This is a genomic window from Gelidibacter pelagius, from assembly GCF_017581925.1.
Taxonomy (GTDB): Bacteria; Bacteroidota; Bacteroidia; order Flavobacteriales; family Flavobacteriaceae; genus Gelidibacter; species Gelidibacter pelagius.
In genome coordinates this window covers 60,411-82,429 of sequence record NZ_JAGEVG010000018.1, presented here as the reverse complement: position 1 = coordinate 82,429, position 22,019 = coordinate 60,411, and the positions used below count along the sequence as shown (strand labels likewise).

Below are 22,019 nucleotides of genomic sequence, written 5' to 3'. Positions count from 1 at the left end.
GGAGTAAACATATCTATATATTTTTTAAAAAACAATTTTTTTTGCATTTTTTTTGCATTTCATCCCAAAAAGGATGCGTTTCATCGAGGAAACGAGCGTTTGTGAAACCAATTAAAAACTATTCTTTCTGTAGGCTTTATACCATCTCTCGGGTGTTTTCCCTTGGGTAGCCTCCTTGTAATCCTCATACATACAAGGTAATAACGTATGTTTTTTTAATTTATTATTAACCTCTGGTAAAAAGGGAATTTCAATCCACCAGCGGCCAGTTTTGATACTTTTATAGAAAATCAGCTCATCATCCTCAATTAGCACGTTAAACTTCTGATAGTTGACTTCATCGTTTAAGGGATCTTCATTGACTCTACAGTTGACACCTTCAATAAAATACCATAACATTTGAGCTACGAGCATCGCAGTAATATGATCGTCTTTGGAATGATGGTATTCATAAACACCAAAAGACGATACCTTATTACTGATGCCTGCGTATCTTGCAATAGCACATATTTCCTTTCCGTCCAATCCGTTTGGCGAAAATTTTTGTTTTGCGGATAGTTCAGAGCCTTTTACCGACTTTAAATCGACACTCACAATGTGGGCATCTCTCATAACCGGTTCTACCAAATTGATGGACTTTGAAACTTCGCCTAAACGATAGGCTTCAAAATGCAATTTCTCCATCAAGTCTATTTCCTCTTGCGAATTGAAATAAGTTTGGTATCCAACAGTGGAATAATTGAACAGATTATAAGGTTGTTCTAAAATGATCTTTCCCAAATAACTATTGTTCTTTATAGGTAGGGTAGAATCTCCCAAATCAAAATTACTATCCACATTCACAATATTGACCATTGGCAAGATGCCATCATAGGCTCTATAATTAGGATAGGTCAAATCTTGACTTCCACCCAATATAATAGGAATGATCTGCTTCTCGAGCAGAATACTAATTGTGGTGCGCAGGGCAAAGTAAGTATCTTCAACACTATCACCCTTAAGAATATCACCTAAGTCGGCCAAAGTGGTATGCCAGTTGCCTGGAAACAAATTGTATAACACCTTCCTTATATTATCCAACTGGACGTCAGACCCCATATAATTGACATCGTTTCTATTTTCAAGAACACCTATAATAGCAATCTTTACATTGTCGAGATCTGGAAGGCCATTCTTACTTGAATGGATCTTCAACTTCTTACCTAATGCTTGTGGCGACAATAGCTCGTTGTGAGCTAAAACCTCATCAGAAACTGGCGACAAAAAATTAAAAGTCATCGATTACTTCTTTTTTGTAGTTGTTTTTTTCTTGGTTGCTTTTCTAGCAACTTTCTTTTTGGGTGCCTTCGCTTCAATCATCTCCTTTACCTTCTCCAAAGTCAACTTTGTAACATCCACGGTTTTAGCTAATTCTATTTTAGTTTTACCTTTTATGATATTATGTCGGCCCCAACGTGCCTTTTCAACACGAATGCCTTCATCTTCCCAATTATGGATGACCTTATCTATTTCCTTTTGGATTTTATCTTTAATCAATTCTACAATATCTTCATCAGATAAATTGTCCCAATCATATTTTTTGTTGACGTTAATAAACATATTGTTCCATTTAATAAATGGTCCAAAACGTCCTTTACCTTTTTGCACAGGTAAATCATCATACATATATATAGGAGCATCTGCCTTTTCTTTTTCCTTAATTAGATCAATCGCCACATCAAGCTCAACGTTTAGGGCCTCCATCCCCTTGGGAAGCGACACGAAATTATCACCATATTTAACGTATGGTCCATAACGACCATTGTTAACTTCAACCGTCTCTCCTTTATATTCACCCAACGTTTTTGGAAGTTGGAAAAGATCCATAGCCTCTTCATAAGTAATGTTGGACAATTGTTGGTCAGGAGACAAGCTTGCAAATAAGGGTTTATCTTCATCATCAACAGTTCCTATTTGAACCATCGGACCGAATTTGCCCAAACGCACACTCACCTGACGTCCTGTTTTAGGGTCTTTACCCAAGATACGTTCACCAGATTCACGCTCAGCATTTTCCTGTACATCTTCAACTTGCGGATGAAAGTCTTTGTAAAAATCCTTCATCATTTTTTTCCAATCCTCTTTTCCTTCGGCTATTTCGTCAAAATCAGCCTCCATCTTTGCAGTAAAGTTGTAATCCAAAATACTTCCAAAATGGTTGACCAAAAAGTCGGTGACAATCATTCCAATATCTGTTGGAACCAATTTTCCTTTATCTGAGCCTACTTTTTCTGTCAGTTCCTTATCTTTTACTTTCCCGCTCTTTAGGGTCAATTGTGTATAATTACGTTCAACGCCTTCTATAGCGCCTTTTTCCACATAATTTCTATTCTGGATGGTTGAGATCGTAGGTGCGTAAGTAGATGGACGTCCAATGCCCAATTCCTCCAATTGTTTCACCAAAGAAGCTTCCGTATATCTGTAAGGTGGTCTTGTGTAGCGTTCAGTAGCCGTAATGTATGAGTTTAGAAGAGTTTCATTGGTTCTCATTGCAGGCAACATCCCGTCCTGTTCAGAATCTTCATCATCAGTACCTTCTAAATATACTTTTAAAAAGCCGTCAAATGTGATGACTTCTCCATTGGCGCTAAACAATTCCTTATGGGTTGAAGCACTAACTTTAACATTGGTTCGCTCTAATTCTGCTTCACTCATTTGTGAGGCGATAGCACGTTTCCAAATCAGATCATAAAGTCTTGCCTGATCCCTATCAATATTTACAGTATGAACTGCAAAATCAGTAGGTCTAATGGCCTCATGCGCTTCTTGTGCACCTTTTGATTTCCCTTTATAATTACGTGGTTTACTATATTTAGAACCATAAGCTTCTTTAATTTCTGCTTGTGCACCTTTACGCGCCTCATCAGATAAATTAACACTATCCGTTCTCATATAGGTAATCAAACCAGCTTCGTACAAACGTTGCGCCATGGTCATGGTTTTGGAAACCGAAAAATAAAGCTTACGAGACGCCTCTTGTTGTAAAGTAGAGGTTGTAAATGGTGCTGCTGGTGATTTTTTAGCTGGTTTTTTGTCCAACTCAGCTACTTTAAAAGCCGCAGATGCATTAGATTCTAAAAACTTATAAGCTTCTTCCTTAGTTGCAAAATTTTTAGGAAGTTTTGCCTTAAAGCTCTGCCCTGCTTCATTAGAAAATTCGGCATCAATTCTATAAGATGCTTCTGGATTGAACTCTTGAATGTCTCTTTCGCGTTCTACAATAAGTCGCACTGCAACAGACTGTACACGACCGGCCGAAAGTCCACCTTTCACCTTACGCCATAATACAGGAGATAGCTCATAACCAACAATCCTATCCAATACCCGGCGTGCTTGCTGTGCATCTACCAAATGGTAGTCAATGTCACGCGGATTTTCAATTGCTTTTTGAATGGCTGTTTTTGTAATCTCATGAAAAACAATACGTTTGGTCTTTGCTTTATCTAACTTTAAGGTTTCAGCTAAATGCCATGCAATAGCCTCACCCTCGCGATCCTCATCACTTGCCAACCAAACCATATCGGCTCCCTTTGCTAAGTCTTTCAGTTTTTTTACAACCGCTTTTTTATCTTTAGAAACTTCATATTTCGGATTAAAATCACCATCAACATCTACTCCCAACTCATTTGAAGGCAAATCGGCAATATGTCCAAAACTGGACTCTACCTTATACTCTTTTCCTAAAAATTTCTCAATAGTTTTAGCCTTTGCAGGGGACTCGACAATTACTAAATTCTTCGCCATATTAATTTTTTTGTGGCTACAAATGTATATGAAAAATAATTATTCAACCTACTTTAAAAAATTTAACCCTATTTATCTGCTGTTAATCGGGAAATAAACGAACAAAAAAAGCCTGAAAATTCAGGCCTTTTAAAAATATAACTATGTTTTTTAATTTAATGAATAGGTACTCAACAGCTGCAATCCATTATCATCATATTGATATTGATACATGACGCCATCACCTATCATCAATAAACTATTATTTAAAGGAATGACATCTTTAGCGTGAACATTAGGGAAAGCCTGTATTTGCTGCAGTTCTAACGGATTGGTTTTATCAAACACTTTTAATCCCGAAGTGCCATCACAAACAAATAGGCTGTTATTCTTAAAACCTAAACCATACGGATTATCCAAAGTATGTCTGGCCGCTAAAGTGGGGTTCGCTTTATCAGAAATATCGATCACTTCCAGTACACTTTCCAATTGCCCACAGGCATTTCCGCCTCTTAAGGTAAGATAAGCATAATTACCATCGACAACAACAGGATCACAGCCTTCCCAATGGGTAAATTGAGACACGTAGCTGGGGCTTGCGGGATTTTCCATACTGAAGATATACATCCCATTAGTACCACCCAAATAAAGGTAATCGTCTGCATAAAACATGGTTTCTATATTCCATCCTGAAGGTTGTACAGTTTCCAAAACTGGCGCAGACAACTGAGAGATGTTAAAAATCGACATCTCATGAGAGCCGACTGTATATAAATAGTCCTGAACAATTTGAAAACGCGCCAACGAGCCTCCTACTCCAACACTGGAACTTTCAGCTGAAGATGAATTTGACAAAGCAGCATCGTTAAAAACCAATTCACTGTTGCGAATGATCTCGCGTCGTTCCTGTACAATTTTCCAACCTACCACAATTTGATTTTCAAAGTCAAAATTATTGAAATCAGCATATTCTGCTTCATTGGGAATTTGATAATCATAGGCTGAGAATACATCTTCTAAGCGTTCAATAAATGTAATGTTCAAAATATCTGAAATATCAAAAACGAGTAAATCCGTGGCACTGTCAGCGTACAGGTAATTATTCTTGATGGACATATCCTCATTACCTGGAATTTTCAAATATGAAATGGTCTTAGGTGCTTTTGGTTTTGAATTATCAATGACATGGACCCCAACATCTTTATCGGAAATAAAGATATAATCGTCATAGGCATAAATTTTACCAGCTTCAACTATTGGTTTTGCCGATTGTATCTCGACTGAATTTCTAAACTCAGTTTTGGACATCATTTCAGGGATGGCAACGTTGATTATCTCGTAACCATTGTCATCATCTTGACAGGACCAGAGACAAACAAAGGCGAAAATAAAGATTATCTGCTTCATAATGTGTTGGTTTTTAAAAAGTAGATGCAGAATTATTTAAAAGGTTGCGTTAAAAGAAGTCCCTTTCACCTATTTTGTTCATTTCACTCACATCTTCAAAACCCACCACTCCCTTATAGATAAAATAAGTAGGATGATACATAAATGGCGCAAGAAACAAGCTTCCAAGTCCGCAGGTTACCATTGTCAAGATCATGATTGCTGCATAAGAAACCACAAACAAACCAAAAGTCAACAACCATTTTTTATTTCCCAATCGGAATGCCGATCCAACAATGTCACCAATGGACCATTCTGGATTGAATGCGAAAATTATTGTAAAGAATGACATTGGCACAAGTACATAGATAAATGGTATGTAGAAGAATAAGGCGGCAGGAATTGCTATTAAAATAGTGACCAGCATTAACAACACTATTTTACCAAAATACTGCGCTTTCATAAAATAAAACAAATCCGAAGTTTTCACTTCACGACCTTCATCCAAACTTCTTAAAACTCTAAAAAAAGCTGCGTTAAGTGCCATTTGAATGGCAGCGATGACCAACATACCTACCATAAATAAAATGATGTAGACTATTGAAAATCCTGCAAAAAAACCATCCATTGAATTTGGATCGAATTGACCCGATTCTGACTGGTTAATAATCGCGAGGATAAACGGCACATATAATATGATCATAAATGGCAGCATCAAAACTATCACAAACAACTGCATCAAAAAACCTTGAAGCCAACTCTTTTTAAACAGTTCAATGGATTGATTGAAAATTGTTCCGAAATCCAAATCTTTCGCATTGGCTACTTTGGACTGAAATTCTGATGGTATCATTGGTTGAGTTTTTAATTGATTAAAATCAAAGAAACCATAAATTTTTAACATAATCAAAACATTTTTATACACTGTCACTTTGTCACAATCATTAAATTAATCCTATCTTTGCAGCTGCTTTTTAAGCTAAGACAAAAAAACCAGCAACAGACGTTTCAAGAAACTTATGGAGAAAATTATTGACGAAAGCCAGCAAGGAAAAAGTCTCGTACTCGAACAAAAAACAGAGAACACCCGCAAACTTTTTATTGAAAGTTATGGCTGTGCTATGAATTTTAGTGACAGTGAAATTGTAGCTGCAATCCTACTTAAAGAAGGTTATAATACGACTCAAACATTAGAAGAGGCTGATCTGGTCTTGGTAAACACCTGTTCTATTAGAGATAAAGCAGAACAGACCGTTCGAAAAAGATTGGAAAAATACAATGCTGTAAAACGTATCAACCCAAAAATGAAGGTTGGTGTTTTAGGCTGTATGGCAGAACGCTTGAAAAGCAAATTGCTTGATGAAGAAAAAATTGTGGATCTTGTTGTCGGTCCTGATGCCTATAAAGACCTTCCTAACTTATTGGCTGAAGTTGAAGACGGTAGAGATGCCATCAACGTCCTTTTAAGTAAAGATGAAACTTATGGTGATATTTCACCAGTCAGATTGAATACCAATGGCGTTTCTGCCTATGTTTCCATCACTCGTGGTTGTGACAATATGTGTACATTTTGTGTGGTTCCTTTTACCCGCGGACGCGAACGCAGCCGTGATCCTCAAAGTATATTAGAGGAAGTCAATGATCTTTGGAGCAAAGGTTATAAGGAAATTACATTGTTGGGCCAAAACGTGGATAGTTATTTATGGTATGGCGGCGGATTGAAAAAGGATTTTGAAAAAGCCAGCGACATCCAAAAGGCAACAGCAGTCAATTTTTCTAAATTATTGGAACTATGCGCAAAAGCACAACCCAAAATGCGCATCCGCTTCTCAACATCCAACCCACAAGATCTAACCTTGGACGTGATTGAAACCATGGCCAGGTATAAAAATATTTGTGACCATATCCATTTGCCAGTTCAAAGTGGCAGCAATCGGATTTTAAAAGAAATGAATAGATTGCACACTCGTGAGGAATATTTTGAGCTCATCGATAATATCAGACGCATTCTTCCTACCTGTTCTATTTCTCAAGATATGATTTCAGGTTTCCCGACAGAAACAGAAGCTGATCATCAGGATACATTAAGTTTAATGGAGTATGTGAAATATAATTTTGGATATATGTTTACCTATTCAGAACGCCCTGGAACTTTAGCGGAGCGCAAAATGGAAGATGATGTTCCTGAAGAGATCAAAAAACGACGTTTGGATGATATCGTCCAGTTACAAAGACAACATAGCGAAATAAGAACCAAAGCCTATTTAAACACTACTGTAGAGGTTTTGATTGAGCGAGAGTCAAAAAAATCAGATAAAGAATGGTCCGGAAGAACCTCACAGAATATCGTGGCCGTTTTTCCTAAAGCACATTATAAAATTGGCGATTTGGTAAATGTCAATATAACAGATTGTACCAGTGCCACCTTGATCGGTGAAGCCATCGATTACGCAGTCAATTAATAACAACCTTTCATTTCCTATTATGTCGATAAAGCCCACAGTCTTAATTCTTAATTCTTAATTCTCAATTCTTAAATGGAATCAATTCAAGCCATAAAACAACGTTTCGGAATTATTGGGAATGACCCAAAACTCAACCGATCCATAGAAAAAGCGATTCAAGTTGCACCCACAGATATTTCAGTGTTGGTCACAGGGGAAAGTGGTGTTGGTAAGGAGAGCATTCCTAAAATCATACATCAATTATCCCACCGCAAACACGGTAAATATATAGCGGTAAACTGTGGTGCCATACCTGAAGGTACTATTGACAGTGAACTTTTTGGTCATGAAAAGGGTGCATTTACAGGAGCCACAAATACGCGTGAAGGGTATTTTGAAGTGGCCGATGGAGGGACAATTTTTTTGGATGAAGTAGGCGAACTCCCTTTAACAACGCAGGTTCGCTTACTCCGGGTCTTGGAAAATGGCGAATTCATAAAAGTAGGTTCCAGTAAGGTGCAAAAAACAGATGTCAGGATTGTTGCTGCTACCAACGTCAATATGTTTGAGGCCATTAAAAAAGAGAAATTTCGTGAAGATCTTTATTATAGATTGAGTACGATAGACATCCATTTGCCACCTTTACGCGAGCGCAAAGAGGATATTCATTTATTGTTCCGAAAATTCGCTAGTGACTTTGCACTTAAATATAAGATGCCAACCATCAAATTGACGGATGATGCCGTAGAAGTTCTTTTAAAACATAGATGGAATGGAAACATTAGGCAGTTACGAAACGCTGCAGAACAAATCTCAGTCTTAGAGCATACCAGAACCATTAGTGCCGCAACCTTAAAAGGATATCTTCCAAGTCAAGGTGACAACCTTCCCGCAGTAATCAAAACTTCAAAAAGTGATAGCGATTTCAGCAGTGAGCGCGAAATTCTCTACAAAGTACTTTTTGATATGAAAAGTGATTTGAACGACTTAAAGAAGCTCACCATGGAACTCATGAAAAATGAGAATGTGCATGATGTGCAAAAGAAAAACGAAGGCTTGATCCAAAAGATTTATGGCGATGAGGAAGCAGAAGATTATGAAGATACCATTGAAGACATGGAAGTATTGTCTATTCCTGAAAAAATGAGCCAGTTATCAGATGCCATTGATGAATCGAATGATAAGTATCATTTCGCAGAAGAAGTTGAAGAAGAAGAAACATTATCTTTACACGACAAGGAGCTGGAATTGATTAAAAAATCATTGGAGCGTCATCAGGGAAAACGTAAATTGGCTGCCGCTGAACTCGGCATTAGCGAACGTACCTTATATAGGAAAATCAAACAATTCGATTTATAATTCAACGTTATACAATAAAGATAAACGTGAAAAAGTTTAAAATTTTAGTTCTTGTTTTTGGCCTTGGTCTATTTTTTAATTGCGGCTATTACTCATTTACGGGAATCTCATTACCAGCAGGAACCACAACCTATCAGGTAAATTATTTTCAAAATGACGCCCCGTTAATTGAACCAGGTCTGGAGCGAACATTCACAAATTCATTGGCTGATTTAATTCAAAATCAAACCAGTCTACAATTAGTAACTTCAGGAGGAGATATTACTTATGAAGGTGAAATTACAGAATACCGTATTTCCCCAACCACGGCCACTGCTGATAACACAGCTGCCCAGAACCGCCTGACCATTGGCGTACGTGTACGATATTATGAAAAAAATAATCCAGACAACGATCTGAGCCAACAATTTTCTTTCTTTTACGATTACCCAGGGCAAGCACAATTGGTAGGCGCACAAAAAGACACCGCAATCGCTGAGATTTTTGAACGTATTACGCAAGACATTTTAAATGCCACCCTTGGCAAATGGTAACTTTATAAAGTGAATAAACAGGAACTTACATATCTACTCGCCCACCCAGAACAATTGACTGTTGCTCACACTTCAACGGTAGGAGAGATTGTTGCACATTATCCGTATTTTCAATCTGCAAGAGCCTTGTACTTAAAAGGTTTAAAAGCTAAGGAAAGTTTTAAATACAATCAAGAACTTAGAGTTACTGCAGCCTACACCACAGACAGAAGTATTTTATTTGATTTTATAACCTCAGAGGAATTCAATCAAAACGAAATTTCAAAACTGATCAGACAGAATACAGAACTACTCAAAGACATTCAGGTAAACGAAGCCGATGATATTTCTGTAAATAAAAGCGTAACGATAGACGACGCCCTAAAACAACACATTAAAGACAGTGAGGGAGTTTTGGATCCTGAATTATTTCAACAAAAAGCACCGTTTCAGACCACTCCGAATGTGGAATCACCGGCGCCTATCATCGATGTGGACGTCAAAAACATTAAACCGTCCCCTGAAGAGCAATTGAATATCGGCAAACCCTTGGATTTTGATAAAAGCGAAACCCATTCGTTTACACAGTGGTTAAAGATGACCAGCTTCAAGCCTATCGAAAGAACTCCAGAAGAGACTATAACAGAAAAACCACTTCAAGAACCTCTGAGTAAGGAGACCAAACCAGAATCAGGACTTGAAAAGAAGCTGGATATAATAGATAGATTTATAACTGCCAATCCAAAAATCTCTCCAATCAAAGAAAAAGCGCCTTCAATAAACTTGGCACAAACTCAGCTTGTACAGAATGACAGCTTGATGACAGAGACCTTGGCCCGAATTTATTTGGAGCAGAAAAACTATCAGAAAGCAATTCAATCTTATAAGATTTTAATTTTGAAATATCCAGAAAAAAGTGGTTTCTTTGCAGACCAAATTAAAGCAGTAAAACAATTACAAGAAAATAATACCAAATAGCACATGAGTACGTTTACAATATTTTTAGTTCTTATCATCATCGTATCCTTTTTATTGGTGGTAGTCATCATGGTTCAAAATCCAAAAGGTGGCGGCTTGTCTTCGTCATTTGGTGGCGGTGGTACACAACAATTAGGTGGTGTTAAAAAAACAACCGACTTTTTAGATAAAAGTACTTGGGTTTTAGCAACCGTGCTATTGGCATTGATATTAGTATCAAATATTGCCATTGATGGAGCAACTGGCACAACAGAATCGAAAGCTCTGGACACTGATGCCGCAACAAGTATTCCTGCGCCGACAATGCCCGCAACGGACAATGCAGTAACTCCAACTGACACAACGAACAACTAATATAGTTCGACTTAAAATAATTAAAATGCCAACAAATTTTGTTGGCATTTTTTTGTTACTGAAACTTTGTCAGTTAACTACCCGTGGCACATTTTTCGCACCTATCTAATTCATTAAACAAAATCAATTAACCCGTCATGCTCTGGCATGATTAAAACAAAAAATACAACTATGGGATTAAACATTAAACCATTGGCAGACCGTGTTCTTATTGAACCAGTAGAAGCTGAAACAAAAACTGCTTCAGGAATTATTATTCCAGACAACGCTAAAGAAAAGCCTCAAAAAGGTAAAGTTGTGGCCGTTGGTGCAGGTACCAAAAAAAATCCAATGACTGTAAAAGTCGGCGAAACCGTTCTTTACGGAAAATATGCAGGAACAGAACTAAAACTTGAAGGCAAAGATTACTTGATCATGCGTGAAAGCGACGTCCTTGCAATCATCTAATCAAATTCCTGCGAAGGCAGGAATCTCTATTAAAATAAAATCATTCACAGAATAAAAGATTCCTGTTTTCACAGGAATATAAAAATTTTTCATTATGGCAAAACATATATTATTTGATATTGAAGCTCGCGACGGAATTAGACGTGGTGTGGACGCATTGGCAAATGCAGTAAAAGTAACTTTAGGTCCTAAAGGCCGTAACGTTATTATTGGTAAATCTTTTGGTGCGCCTCAAGTGACCAAGGATGGTGTAACTGTTGCAAAAGAAATAGAATTAGAAGATGCTCTCGAAAACATGGGTGCTCAAATGGTGAAGGAGGTTGCTTCCAGAACCAATGATTTAGCAGGTGACGGTACTACAACTGCAACTGTTTTGGCACAGGCCATCGTAAAGGAAGGTTTAAGAAACGTTGCTGCAGGTGCAAATCCTATGGACTTGAAACGTGGTATTGATAAAGCGGTTGCAGCTATTGTTGCAGATCTTGAAAAACAAACCAAACAAGTTGGTAATTCTTCAGAAATGATTAAGCAAGTGGCTTCTATTTCTGCTAACAACGATGATACCATTGGCGAATTGGTAGCCAAAGCCTTCAATAAAGTTGGCAAAGAAGGCGTCATCACTGTCGAAGAAGCAAAAGGATTAGAAACCTATGTAGATGTTGTTGAAGGAATGCAGTTTGACAGAGGTTACCTCTCTCCTTATTTTGTTACCGATGCTGACAAAATGATTGCTGATTTAGAAAATCCTTATGTTTTATTATTTGACAAAAAGATTTCAAATCTTCAAGAGATCCTTCCAATTTTGGAACCAGTAGCACAATCTGGCCGTCCATTATTGATTATAGCAGAAGATGTTGAAGGTCAAGCCTTAGCTACGCTAGTTGTGAACAAATTACGTGGTGGATTAAAAATTGCTGCAGTTAAAGCACCAGGATTTGGTGACAGACGTAAAGCGATGTTAGAAGATATTGCCATCTTAACTGGTGGTGTAGTCATTTCAGAAGAAAGAGGCTTCTCTCTTGAAAACGCTGATTTAACTATGTTAGGTTCTGCAGAAACCATTACTATCGACAAAGACAATACGACAATTGTAAATGGTTCAGGAAAAGCAGAAGACATTAAAGCTCGAGTTAGCCAAATAAAAGCGCAAATCGAAACAACAACGTCTGATTATGACAAAGAAAAACTTCAAGAACGTTTGGCTAAATTAGCTGGTGGTGTGGCTGTACTTTATGTAGGTGCTGCAAGTGAAGTTGAAATGAAAGAGAAAAAAGACCGTGTTGACGATGCATTGCATGCAACAAGAGCTGCTGTTGAAGAAGGTATTGTTGCCGGAGGTGGTGTTGCACTTGTGAGAGCAAAATCAGTATTGGAGAAATTGACCACAGAAAATTTGGATGAAACTACAGGTGTTCAAATTGTAGCACGTGCCATCGAAGCCCCTTTACGTACCATCGTTGAAAATGCTGGTGGTGAAGGTAGTGTTGTGGTTGCAAAAGTTATGGAAGGCAAGAAAGACTTCGGTTTTGATGCTAAAACAGAAACTTATGTGGACATGCTAAAAGCTGGAATTATTGATCCAAAGAAGGTAACACGTATCGCGTTGGAAAATGCAGCCTCAGTTGCCGGAATGATCCTAACAACGGAATGTGCTTTGGTTGATGTCAAAGAAGATGCTCCGTCAATGCCAATGGGTGGCGGCGGCATGCCAGGAATGATGTAATAATCACATCCTTAAAAAGGATTTATTTAAAAAACGCCTCAAATTTTTTGAGGCGTTTTTGTTTTATCTCAATAAACTTCTGATAAGAAATAGATCATCTCTAAATGTTGACCTTAAAAAAGGCAAAATAAAAAGAACTCAATTTTTTATTTTGTAATTTTCGAAACGTTTATTTCATTCGGAAATTCAAAAAGAACATCTGAAAAAATTCTACAAAAAATCATCATAAATGAAAAATTATCTCCTGACCGGAATCCTTATTGTAGCCTTTATTAGCCTTACAATGGCACAAAACAAGCCCGCATATCAACTCTTTAAAAGCAATGGAAAAGCTGCCAAGTATGAAAAGATGATTAAGGATTTGGCGGACAGCGATATGGTTTTTTTCGGAGAATATCATGACAATCCCATTTCTCACTGGCTCCAACTAGAAATGAGCAAAAGTTTCTTCGACATTAAAGGTCAGAAACTCTTTTTTGGTGCAGAGATGTTTGAGAACGGCAATCAATTAGTTTTAAACGAATACCTGCAAGATTTCTACCCTGAAGATAAGATGTTGCCAGAAATCACGCAATTATGGGGGAATTACAAAACGGATTATAAACCTTTAGTCAATTTCGCAAAAGAAAACCACCTGCGTTTTATTGCCACGAACATCCCACGAAGATATGCGTCTATGTTGTACAAGAAAGGGATGGAGGCTTTAAAGGAATTAAGTTCCGAAGCGCTCGAAATGATCAGTCCTGAATTAGAAAACCTTTTCGATCCAACCGTAAAAGCGTATGCAGATATGGCAGATAAAATGGGCAGCCATGTCCCTCAAAACATGCTAAACATTCAACTTTCCCAAGCTTCCAAGGATGCCACTATGGCGCATTTCTCTCTTAAGAATTTCAATCCTGGCGATTTATTATTTCATTTTCAAGGCTCCTACCATTCCAATTACAATCAAGGTATTATTTGGTGGATCCAAAAAATCCAACCGGGAATAAATATTAAATCTATTACCACGGTTATGCAATCGGAATGGGATAAGATGAGCAAAGAAGACAAATCTGAAATAGCCAATTATATTATCGTGGTCCCAAATGACATGACACGAACCAAAGGTTAATTTGAAAGGTTCTCTCTAATTTAGTTTTTGTCGTCTTTATGATCCTCAATTACCGCCTCATCTCTATACAAGCAACAGGCATGCAATTTATGGTAAGCTTCGTCAGTGGCTTTGATTTCCTTGGTGTCATGACCCGCATCAGCAATACTTTGCTTGATGACCTTCATACTGGTTTTTCGTTCGTCATAAATTAATTTCAGCTCGTGGGTATTGACATCCCAATTGGCAACTTTTACCCCTTTGGCCTTAATGGCTGCCTTTTCAATACGTTCTTTACACATATTACATACCCCATCCACTTCAAAAGTGGCTTTGGCATTCTTATTCTGCGCGAAGGTTACGCCTCCAACTAATACTATTAATACGAATACAATTTTTTTCATAATGTTTGATTTTAATTCCCACGAAGGTGAGAACCTGTTAATTGTTCTTTTATTCCTTCAGAAAAAGGAATCTATTAGTAATTGTTTGATTCTTGTTATTTTCCACTAATGAAGGCATACTTTAAACGTGATTAAGTTGTTCTTGATTGTTAATATTATCTTCTATTCACGAGATTAGCTTCGCTGAACCTTAAGGTTTCCTGCCTTCACAGGAATGGGTTACTTAATTTTAAATCTCAGGCCTGCATAATACATACTCCCAAAGATTGGACCATAAACAAATGTCGTGTCAAAATTTGCTCCAAAGGGATCATCTGCTCCCAAAATCGGATTGTTCTGTCTCACATTGGTCATGTTTTCTCCGCCTAAATATACTTCAAATTTCTCAGAAAATACTTTTGTAACCTGAGCATTCAACGTGCCAACGGTTGGTGTATATTCCGGCAATTGGTATTGAATAGGATTTGATGAAGTTGACGTAAATCGTTGTTCGCCCAACCAATTATAAGTAACATCAAATTTCCAATGTGAAAAACTCTCAGTCTTCTTTGTTTCGTAAGACATGTTTGCAAAAATGCGATGTTTGGATGTCAATGGCTTCTCCAACTTTCCAGAATTGTATTGGGTCTTGATATCATAAAACTTATAGGCGGTTCTAAAATCAAATCCTTCGAAGACATTATAATTCAATTCCACCTGAAAACTGTTAGCATAGCTGTCACCATCAAGATTATAGAAATTTATCTGTTGTGGATTTTCATAATCAACCACAATTTGATTTTGGAAATCAGTTCTATAATAATCAAATGTGATGTCAGCCTTATTTCCAAAGAGATTAAAGCCCTGCAAAAATGAAATACCATAATTCCACGCAATTTCGGGATCGAGCCCATAAGCTCCTTTCAAGCTGCCCAAAGGCGCAGTGCCATCAATTAATAACGTTCTTGATGTGGCAAAAATATTCTGGTTTTCCGCAAAGATGCTTGCGCTACGCTTACCTCGCCCAAAAGACGCTCTTAACGCCGATTTCTCCCATGGCGTATAACGTGCGTGCACTCTCGGCGTAACAAATGTTCCAAGCACATTATGTCTATCGATACGAAGACCAGCGGTCAAATTTAAATCTTCTAAATTATCAAAATTGTATTCAAAAAAAGCACCTACAGAACTTTCTGTCCGTTCAAAATCTTCAGTGACCACCAATTCATCATAATGATCATAAGTATAACTGATTCCCGTTTTAATTTTATGTCTTGAATCACTGATAATCGAATTGTAGATCCCGTTGATATATATGCTATTGTGTAAAATATCATAAAGATTCAAACCAAAATAAGAGTTCTGTTTATGGCTGCTAAAGGCCGTTTGAAACCCAATACTTTGCCAAGGAATATTAGGATTGACATAACCCGATTTCACAGAAATATCAAACCTCCTTGTATCAATTTCACTTCCCCAGGCATTGGTTGTCAATTTATCCGTATCAGGATTAAAATTTAACTGCCCGGTTTGTTTCGAATCGTCCAAATAACTTAAGTTGATAAAACTCACAAAGCCCTTTTCAGGATTGGTATATTGCCAGCGATTCATGAAATTTATTTGTTTGTAGATGGGCATATCCATAAATCCATCATCATTAACATCATGCTTTTTATCGTGCGTATTTCCATGGAGATATAAACCCGTGCTCCATTTTTCACTGACTTTGGTATTCAAATGTACGTTAGCTTCCAAGCGTTCACTGCTTGCGCCATAAAGGTTGACAAAGAGTTTATTGTCAGTTGTTGGCTTAACCAACTCCGTATTGATCTGTCCAGCAATGCTTTCAAAACCATTGACCACACTTCCAGCGCCTTTGGTAATTTGTATACTTTCAACCCAAGTCCCAGGTGTAAAACTCAACCCATAAGCTTGAGATGCACCACGTATCGTAGGGATGTTTTCTGCAGTTATCAGAATATACGGACTGGTCAATCCCAGCATTTTTATCTGTCGGGTGCCAGTTACGGCATCGGCAAAATTAACGTCAATAGACGGATTGGTTTCAAAACTCTCTGATAGATTGCAACAAGCCGCTTTCAGCAATTCATCGCTACTCACAAACATGACGTTGGCGGATTGCATATAAGATTTTGAAGTGGCTTGTTTACGAGATGTGACCGTAATCTCGTCCAATTCACTCGTCGATTTTAGTGCATGCTTGATATATTTTGAAGAGCTAACCGTTAAGGTGTCCGTTTTATAACCCACATAACTAATTACCAACTTTGTATATCCTTTTTGGTACGAAATACTGAACTTGCCATCGATATCTGTGGTCGCTCCAATAGTAGAATCCAACCAATATACATTGGCACCAGGTAGTGGAATGGTGTTTTTTTGATCGGTTATTTCAATAATGATCCCTTCAATTTTTTCTTGTGAAAGCACAAGCGTTGGTAGGAACATGAGAATGTAAAATATGTTTTTCATTTATAAATTAATAGTGTTGTTTTTAAATCTTAGAGCCAGATTATTCAGAAAAACAAGCACCGTATAAAGACGTTCTGAAACAAATAAGATTTCCTGAAGTCGAGGGTGCGCTAGTTATCCGTATTAATAAAGGAGCAATAAGCCTAAAATAAAGTTTCATTTTAAAAAATAGTTGATATCAAAATTCATAAAATAATGAGCGCAAGAATACGCACCACTACATATTGAATTGAGGAATCAAATGATGAAAACTTGGTCTAAAACCTGTATGTCAGTAACCAAATTGGGTGGAGAATAATCTTTATGTGGAATGATTTGCTGTGGCAAACCTTCAAAAAGATTAAGATAAGAATAATATAAAGTAGATATAAAAATTTGTTGGTCGAAGTTCAGGTCTTCAAAAGTTACTTTTTTGAGATTAACCTGACCTTTGACAACTTCCATCTCCTCTTTGCAGCAGGATTTTTTTTCTGCAACAGTTATGGCCTTTATTTCAAGATCACAACAAGATTCGGCCTTAGAAAAAATGGCAGTATCAATCAAAACGTCTCCACAGAAATGCTTTTCCATAGTAAAAGAAATGGTGGACAACAGCACTAACAATGCCATTGCTATAGAAAAAGTTTTATGGATGTTTTCTTGATACATTGCTGCGAAATTACAAAAAAATGTATTCATCTCCGCAAATTATAAAAACTTAACCTCTCTTCGATTTCAATTTATGATAGTAGAATGCCGGCAGCAATAACAATAACAGTAATGGTTGAATTAAAAACCGTCTGATATTGAAAAAGATGTAATAATCTTCTTGCTTTGGGTTCACTACAAAATATAAGAAAAATGCCAAGAGAATAAAAAATGAAATGACATAGATAAGTGCTGAAAACTTGACCACACTCCAGTCCTTAAAGAAAATATAGATAATTCCTAATGAAATTGCCGAATTAAGGAAGTATCTAAGCGCCGTAAACAAGGTCAGCTTTAAAACTTCGCGACGCGGATTATCTATATAAAGGTAATCATTCTTAAAAAACGTCAAATAAGGATCGTAGAACAGTTCGTTCTCAAAAGCGCGTATGAGGATCAATAACCCAAATAGCACTAAAAGTCCGATCATTTTTACCACATTACTCATCTGCCTTGCTTAAATTTGAAAACCTATTGACCCAAAACATCCAAAGCAAAAATACTATCCCATAAATAATCAACGGAAAAATCACGGTATGCAGTTCCTCCCTCCGCCATGGGTAATGGTATAATCCCACCGATAAAATCACAATTCTAAAGAGATTCACTACATAAATAAGTACGCTACCCGCAAAAATATAGAAAAAGGTAGTTTTAAACTTCCCTGCAAAAGCAATCACAAAAGAGACAAACAAAATAATAATGCTAATAGAATTGCAGCCTTCAACCACGCGCGCCACATATTTGCCATTTATTATAAGCTTCATTGAAGGCTCAGCAGAATGTTTTGCTATTTGAGAATCATATCCAAATGTATGTAGCAGTTCATCACTTTGTTTGGCTACTAAATTGGTAAGATAATCGGGATAATATTCTGAACCGTCAGAATAATCTAAGTACAGCATATAAGCCAAAGTCAACACGCCATAAACCAAGAGAAAGGTCAAGATAAACTTAATAACCGATTTGTACTTTATGACCAGATCCTTCAAGAATTCAAGTTTTTGTTCAGAATGTTAAAAATATATAAAAAGCCGATTGAAGCAGCACATTTTAGATACTTTTACCAAAACTTTTAAACAATGACCTTAGACCAACTTAAACCGCAAATAACTTCGATAGTTTCTGACACCAATAAAGACGTCAATGAACGTCTGCTATCCATCTGTGAGGTTCTCGAGTCGAACATCCCTTATTATAACTGGGTTGGGTTTTACTTTAGAAATGGCGATAAAGAAGAATTAAAATTGGGACCTTATGTTGGCGCGCCAACTGATCATACAATCATTCCATTTGGAAAGGGTATTTGCGGACAGGTGGCGGTCAGCAATCAGAATTTTGTAGTTCCAGATGTCTCGGCACAGGATAATTATATTGCCTGCAGCATTACGGTTAAGGCTGAAATTGTCGTTCCCATTTTTGTGAATGGTGAAAATATTGGTCAAATTGATATCGATTCCAATACGATAGACCCATTTACCGAAGCTGATGAGCGCTTTTTGGAGTTTGTTTGTTCTCAAGTGTCTTCAATACTTTAATATTCTCGCAAGGCCGTAAAGATTCAAGTCTGCAAGATTTAATCATCGCAATTTTCTGATTACATCCCCGTTCGGATTGCCTCGACCGGATCTAGTCGTGATGCAGAAATAGCCGGAATTACACCGGAAATCAATCCGATGATGGTCGATAGAATAAACCCTAAAAACATATTTCCTGCGGAGAGGACAAATTCGAAATCGCCCGTAAATTGCGAAGCAATCAAAGAACCAATCCACACAAATAACAGCCCCACGAGTCCACCAATGACCGCTAAAATGACCGCTTCAAACAAAAACTGAAACAAAATAAATCGGTTTTTGGCACCTAACGATTTTTGTATCCCAATAAGGTTTGTACGTTCCTTTACGCTCACAAACATGATGTTTGCAATTCCAAAGCCGCCAACCAATAAAGAAAAGCCACTGATAATCCAGCCCATGATATTCATTGTGCCGATAATTCCATCAATCGCATCCGTAAATCCCGACATTTTATTTACAAAGAAATTATCCGGCTCTCCAGCTTTCAAACCTCTATAAATTCTAAATCTTTGTTTTAAGACGGCTTCAAAAGCACCCATATCGACACCTTTTTCGGGTTTGATTATTACTGCTCCAGGAATACCGCCAACACCACCAGTTTGAAAACGTCTCACAAAATTGGCTGGCACATAAGCTTTATCATCTGGACTTCCACCAAGTCCTGCGCCCAGTTTTTTCATGACACCAATGACAGTCAATCTGCGACCATAAACTCTAATTTGCTTCCCAATAGGATCTGAATTCCCAAATAGATTTTCAGCAAGGGAATGCCCCAAAACAATAACAGGAGCTCCATTTATAGACTCTGATTCTGTATAAAACCGTCCCTTCTCGATTTTTACGTTCTCAATCTCGTAAATCTCATTGGACACCGGCGTGATATCAACTCCAGATATGGTTTCTGCGCCATATCTCACTGTTTGCGGGCTTCCAAATATAACATAGGCGGAAGCTGCAATGTCAGGCACATTTCGTCTTATAAAATCAAAGTCACTGTATTCAGTTTGAGGGAAATTGTCCCGTTGCCATCGAGGTATATCCGTTGGACCAAAGGAAAACTTGGTTAAATACATCGTGTTTTTATCCAATCCTGAGAGCTGATCCTGGATGTTTCTATCTAAAGAATCTACCGCCGCCAGAACTGCAATAATGGAAAAAATACCAATAGTAACGCCCAATAAGGATAAAAACGTGCGTAGTTTATTGTTGGTAAGCGCATTGATGGCAAATGAAAAACTCTCTTTAAATAAGCGTAAGTAAAGCAGCATCTATTTTTTTGATGTTTTAAAACGACTTAAAGATAAGGTGTTTTTCTGCAAAAATTATTTTTCAATTGAAAAATAATTGCATTGAAGACATCCGTACTCAAAAATCTATTCAGAAGTCATTACCTCCCCCTCAGTTCAACAAGACCTAAAGAGCGCTATAAATAAAACTCTTGATTTGAAAAACCTTCCTTACAGAAGCAATTAGAAACAACCCAAGAAGAATTTTCATACCCATTGGCATTTGGAATGTGTTTTTTGGAGATTTTTAATAACCATTTACATTCCCGTTCTTATAGCCTCAACAGGATCCAAGCGTGATGCAGAAATTGCAGGAATCACTCCAGATACCAGTCCGATAATGGTCGACAGCATAAACCCTAAAAACATATTTCCTGCGGAAAGGACAAATTCGAAATCACCCGTAAATTGGGAAGCAATCAAAGAAACAATCCACACAAAGAAAAGCCCAATAAGACCTCCAATAACTGCCAAAATCACAGCTTCAAACAAAAATTGAAATAAGATAAAACGATTTTTGGCTCCCAGTGATTTTTGTATCCCAATAAGGTTTGTACGTTCCTTTACGCTAACGAACATAATATTCGCAATACCGAACCCACCCACCAAAAGTGAAAAGCCACTGATGATCCATCCCATCAGGTTCATGGTACCGATAATAGCGTCAATTTGATCAGTTTGACCAGACATTTTGTTGACAAAAAAATTATCAGGATCTCCTGCTTTCAATCCTCTATATGCCCTGAATTTCTGTTTTAAGGCACCTTCAAAAGCACCTAAATCTATATCTTTTTCTGGTTTGATCATTATAGCCCCTGGAATACCATTAACACCACCACTTTGAAAACGTCTGACAAAGTTGGCCGGCACATAGGCACTGTCATCAGAATTTCCAGCAAGGCCGCCCATTTTTTTAATGACGCCAATCACTGTCAATTTACGACCATAAGCCCTGATTTGCTTTCCCAAAGGATTGACATTCCCAAATAAGTTTTTTGCCACTGAATGACCTAAAACAACTACAGGAGCACCGTTCATAGATTCGGGTTCCGTATAGAAACGACCCTCTTCTATTTTGATATTGTCAATATCGTAAATTCCATTCGAAGCTGGAGTAATAGTGACTCCAGAAATGGTTTCCGCTTCATACTTGACCGTTTGCGAACTTCCAAAAATCATATAGGCAGAGGCTGCAATGTCCGGCACATTCCGTCTTATAAAATCAAAATCATTATAATCAGTTTGTGGAAAATTATCACGTTGCCATCTTGGAACATCGGTTGTTAAAAATGAGAATTTTGTCAAGTACATGGTGTTTTTATCCAATCCAGAAAGTTGATCTTGGATATTTCTATCTAACGAATCTACTGCCGCCAAAACGGCAATAATGGAAAAAATACCAATGGTAACGCCCAATAAGGATAAAAACGTACGCAACTTATTGTTGGTAAGTGCATTTATGGCAAATGAAAAACTTTCTTTAAATAAGCGTAAGTACAGTAACATCTAAATTTTGTGGTTTTAGGACGATT

The 22,019-nt window shown here is 37.4% G+C and carries 20 protein-coding genes; 9 read left to right on the top strand and 11 right to left on the bottom strand.

The window, feature by feature from the left end; all coding sequences use genetic code 11:
• Positions 1-111: 111 nt before the first annotated feature.
• From J4051_RS14970 to J4051_RS14955, 4 genes are all read right to left on the bottom strand, one after another.
• Positions 112-1,278: a formimidoylglutamase gene (locus J4051_RS14970; RefSeq protein WP_208234689.1), complete on the bottom strand. Its 1,167-nt coding sequence runs from the start codon at positions 1,276-1,278 to the stop codon at positions 112-114.
• 3 nt (positions 1,279-1,281) lie between these two features.
• A complete protein-coding gene (gene topA, locus J4051_RS14965) occupies positions 1,282-3,783 on the bottom strand; it encodes a type I DNA topoisomerase (RefSeq protein ID WP_208234688.1) in 2,502 nt (833 codons plus the stop codon).
• 150 nt (positions 3,784-3,933) lie between these two features.
• Positions 3,934-5,169 (bottom strand): LVIVD repeat-containing protein, encoded by a 1,236-nt coding sequence (locus J4051_RS14960; protein WP_208234687.1) that lies wholly within the window; start codon positions 5,167-5,169, stop codon positions 3,934-3,936.
• Between the two features lie 49 nt (positions 5,170-5,218).
• On the bottom strand, positions 5,219-6,001 hold the full coding sequence (locus J4051_RS14955) for a hypothetical protein (RefSeq protein ID WP_208234686.1): 783 nt from the start codon (positions 5,999-6,001) through the stop codon (positions 5,219-5,221).
• A 166-nt stretch (positions 6,002-6,167) separates the two neighbouring features.
• Here J4051_RS14955 and miaB point away from each other — a divergent pair, with 166 nt between their 5' ends.
• The 8 genes from miaB (at position 6,168) to J4051_RS14915 (ending at position 14,079) form a co-directional block, all read left to right on the top strand.
• Positions 6,168-7,610, top strand: coding sequence for a tRNA (N6-isopentenyl adenosine(37)-C2)-methylthiotransferase MiaB (miaB, locus tag J4051_RS14950; protein ID WP_208234685.1), 1,443 nt, complete (start codon positions 6,168-6,170; stop codon positions 7,608-7,610).
• A gap of 75 nt (positions 7,611-7,685) precedes the next feature.
• Entirely contained in the window at positions 7,686-8,951 is a 1,266-nt protein-coding gene (locus tag J4051_RS14945; protein ID WP_208234684.1) for a sigma-54 interaction domain-containing protein, read from the top strand.
• A gap of 26 nt (positions 8,952-8,977) precedes the next feature.
• Positions 8,978-9,484 (top strand): LPS assembly lipoprotein LptE, encoded by a 507-nt coding sequence (lptE, locus tag J4051_RS14940; protein ID WP_208234683.1) that lies wholly within the window; start codon positions 8,978-8,980, stop codon positions 9,482-9,484.
• A gap of 9 nt (positions 9,485-9,493) precedes the next feature.
• Positions 9,494-10,441: a tetratricopeptide repeat protein gene (locus J4051_RS14935; protein WP_208234682.1), complete on the top strand. Its 948-nt coding sequence runs from the start codon at positions 9,494-9,496 to the stop codon at positions 10,439-10,441.
• Between the two features lie 3 nt (positions 10,442-10,444).
• Positions 10,445-10,795, top strand: a complete 351-nt coding sequence (gene secG / locus J4051_RS14930; protein ID WP_208234681.1) for a preprotein translocase subunit SecG — start codon at positions 10,445-10,447, stop codon at positions 10,793-10,795.
• A 171-nt stretch (positions 10,796-10,966) separates the two neighbouring features.
• On the top strand, positions 10,967-11,242 hold the full coding sequence (groES, locus tag J4051_RS14925) for a co-chaperone GroES (protein WP_129016628.1): 276 nt from the start codon (positions 10,967-10,969) through the stop codon (positions 11,240-11,242).
• Between the two features lie 94 nt (positions 11,243-11,336).
• Complete coding sequence (gene groL, locus J4051_RS14920; RefSeq protein ID WP_208234680.1) at positions 11,337-12,965, top strand: chaperonin GroEL; 1,629 nt, start codon at positions 11,337-11,339, stop codon at positions 12,963-12,965.
• A 229-nt stretch (positions 12,966-13,194) separates the two neighbouring features.
• Positions 13,195-14,079, top strand: a complete 885-nt coding sequence (locus tag J4051_RS14915) for a ChaN family lipoprotein (protein ID WP_208234679.1) — start codon at positions 13,195-13,197, stop codon at positions 14,077-14,079.
• Positions 14,080-14,099: 20 nt separating this feature from the next.
• Here the strand turns inward: J4051_RS14915 and J4051_RS14910 are convergent, their stop codons facing one another.
• The 5 genes from J4051_RS14910 to xrtF all read right to left on the bottom strand — a co-directional run bounded on the left by J4051_RS14910 (position 14,100) and on the right by xrtF (position 18,613).
• Positions 14,100-14,462, bottom strand: a complete 363-nt coding sequence (locus tag J4051_RS14910) for a heavy-metal-associated domain-containing protein (protein ID WP_208234678.1) — start codon at positions 14,460-14,462, stop codon at positions 14,100-14,102.
• Between the two features lie 219 nt (positions 14,463-14,681).
• Positions 14,682-16,934: a TonB-dependent receptor plug domain-containing protein gene (locus J4051_RS14905; RefSeq protein ID WP_208234677.1), complete on the bottom strand. Its 2,253-nt coding sequence runs from the start codon at positions 16,932-16,934 to the stop codon at positions 14,682-14,684.
• A gap of 237 nt (positions 16,935-17,171) precedes the next feature.
• Entirely contained in the window at positions 17,172-17,582 is a 411-nt protein-coding gene (locus J4051_RS14900; protein WP_449528486.1) for an HYC_CC_PP family protein, read from the bottom strand.
• A gap of 49 nt (positions 17,583-17,631) precedes the next feature.
• Positions 17,632-18,069 carry an exosortase F system-associated membrane protein gene (locus tag J4051_RS14895; protein ID WP_208234676.1) on the bottom strand — a complete coding sequence of 146 codons (438 nt, stop codon included), beginning with the start codon at positions 18,067-18,069 and terminating at the stop codon, positions 17,632-17,634.
• Complete coding sequence (xrtF, locus tag J4051_RS14890) at positions 18,062-18,613, bottom strand: exosortase family protein XrtF (protein ID WP_208234675.1); 552 nt, start codon at positions 18,611-18,613, stop codon at positions 18,062-18,064. The genes J4051_RS14895 and xrtF overlap by 8 nt, the downstream gene beginning before the upstream one ends.
• A gap of 90 nt (positions 18,614-18,703) precedes the next feature.
• Between xrtF and J4051_RS14885 the strand changes: the two genes are divergently transcribed.
• A complete protein-coding gene (locus J4051_RS14885) occupies positions 18,704-19,159 on the top strand; it encodes a GAF domain-containing protein (RefSeq protein ID WP_208234674.1) in 456 nt (151 codons plus the stop codon).
• A 59-nt stretch (positions 19,160-19,218) separates the two neighbouring features.
• Here the strand turns inward: J4051_RS14885 and J4051_RS14880 are convergent, their stop codons facing one another.
• Both J4051_RS14880 and J4051_RS14875 read right to left on the bottom strand, forming a co-directional pair.
• Positions 19,219-20,469 carry an ABC transporter permease gene (locus tag J4051_RS14880; RefSeq protein ID WP_208234673.1) on the bottom strand — a complete coding sequence of 417 codons (1,251 nt, stop codon included), beginning with the start codon at positions 20,467-20,469 and terminating at the stop codon, positions 19,219-19,221.
• 276 nt (positions 20,470-20,745) lie between these two features.
• The gene (locus J4051_RS14875; RefSeq protein ID WP_208234672.1) at positions 20,746-21,993 is read right to left on the bottom strand and encodes an ABC transporter permease; all 1,248 of its coding nucleotides are present in this window, start codon (positions 21,991-21,993) and stop codon (positions 20,746-20,748) included.
• Positions 21,994-22,019 lie beyond the last annotated feature (26 nt).

Excerpts from the sequence above, each read along its gene's own strand:
- J4051_RS14970 (WP_208234689.1), bottom strand. The coding sequence starts at position 1,278 with ATGACTTTTAATTTTTTGTCGCCAGTTTCTGATGAGGTTTTAGCTCAC.
- topA (WP_208234688.1), bottom strand. The coding sequence starts at position 3,783 with ATGGCGAAGAATTTAGTAATTGTCGAGTCCCCTGCAAAGGCTAAAACT.
- J4051_RS14960 (WP_208234687.1), bottom strand. The coding sequence starts at position 5,169 with ATGAAGCAGATAATCTTTATTTTCGCCTTTGTTTGTCTCTGGTCCTGT.
- J4051_RS14955 (WP_208234686.1), bottom strand. The coding sequence starts at position 6,001 with ATGATACCATCAGAATTTCAGTCCAAAGTAGCCAATGCGAAAGATTTG.
- miaB (WP_208234685.1), top strand. The coding sequence starts at position 6,168 with ATGGAGAAAATTATTGACGAAAGCCAGCAAGGAAAAAGTCTCGTACTC.
- J4051_RS14945 (WP_208234684.1), top strand. The coding sequence starts at position 7,686 with ATGGAATCAATTCAAGCCATAAAACAACGTTTCGGAATTATTGGGAAT.
- secG (WP_208234681.1), top strand. The coding sequence starts at position 10,445 with ATGAGTACGTTTACAATATTTTTAGTTCTTATCATCATCGTATCCTTT.
- groES (WP_129016628.1), top strand. The coding sequence starts at position 10,967 with ATGGGATTAAACATTAAACCATTGGCAGACCGTGTTCTTATTGAACCA.
- groL (WP_208234680.1), top strand. The coding sequence starts at position 11,337 with ATGGCAAAACATATATTATTTGATATTGAAGCTCGCGACGGAATTAGA.
- J4051_RS14915 (WP_208234679.1), top strand. The coding sequence starts at position 13,195 with ATGAAAAATTATCTCCTGACCGGAATCCTTATTGTAGCCTTTATTAGC.
- J4051_RS14910 (WP_208234678.1), bottom strand. The coding sequence starts at position 14,462 with ATGAAAAAAATTGTATTCGTATTAATAGTATTAGTTGGAGGCGTAACC.
- J4051_RS14905 (WP_208234677.1), bottom strand. The coding sequence starts at position 16,934 with ATGAAAAACATATTTTACATTCTCATGTTCCTACCAACGCTTGTGCTT.
- J4051_RS14900 (WP_449528486.1), bottom strand. The coding sequence starts at position 17,582 with ATGTATCAAGAAAACATCCATAAAACTTTTTCTATAGCAATGGCATTG.
- J4051_RS14895 (WP_208234676.1), bottom strand. The coding sequence starts at position 18,069 with ATGAGTAATGTGGTAAAAATGATCGGACTTTTAGTGCTATTTGGGTTA.
- J4051_RS14885 (WP_208234674.1), top strand. The coding sequence starts at position 18,704 with ATGACCTTAGACCAACTTAAACCGCAAATAACTTCGATAGTTTCTGAC.
- J4051_RS14880 (WP_208234673.1), bottom strand. The coding sequence starts at position 20,469 with ATGCTGCTTTACTTACGCTTATTTAAAGAGAGTTTTTCATTTGCCATC.
- J4051_RS14875 (WP_208234672.1), bottom strand. The coding sequence starts at position 21,993 with ATGTTACTGTACTTACGCTTATTTAAAGAAAGTTTTTCATTTGCCATA.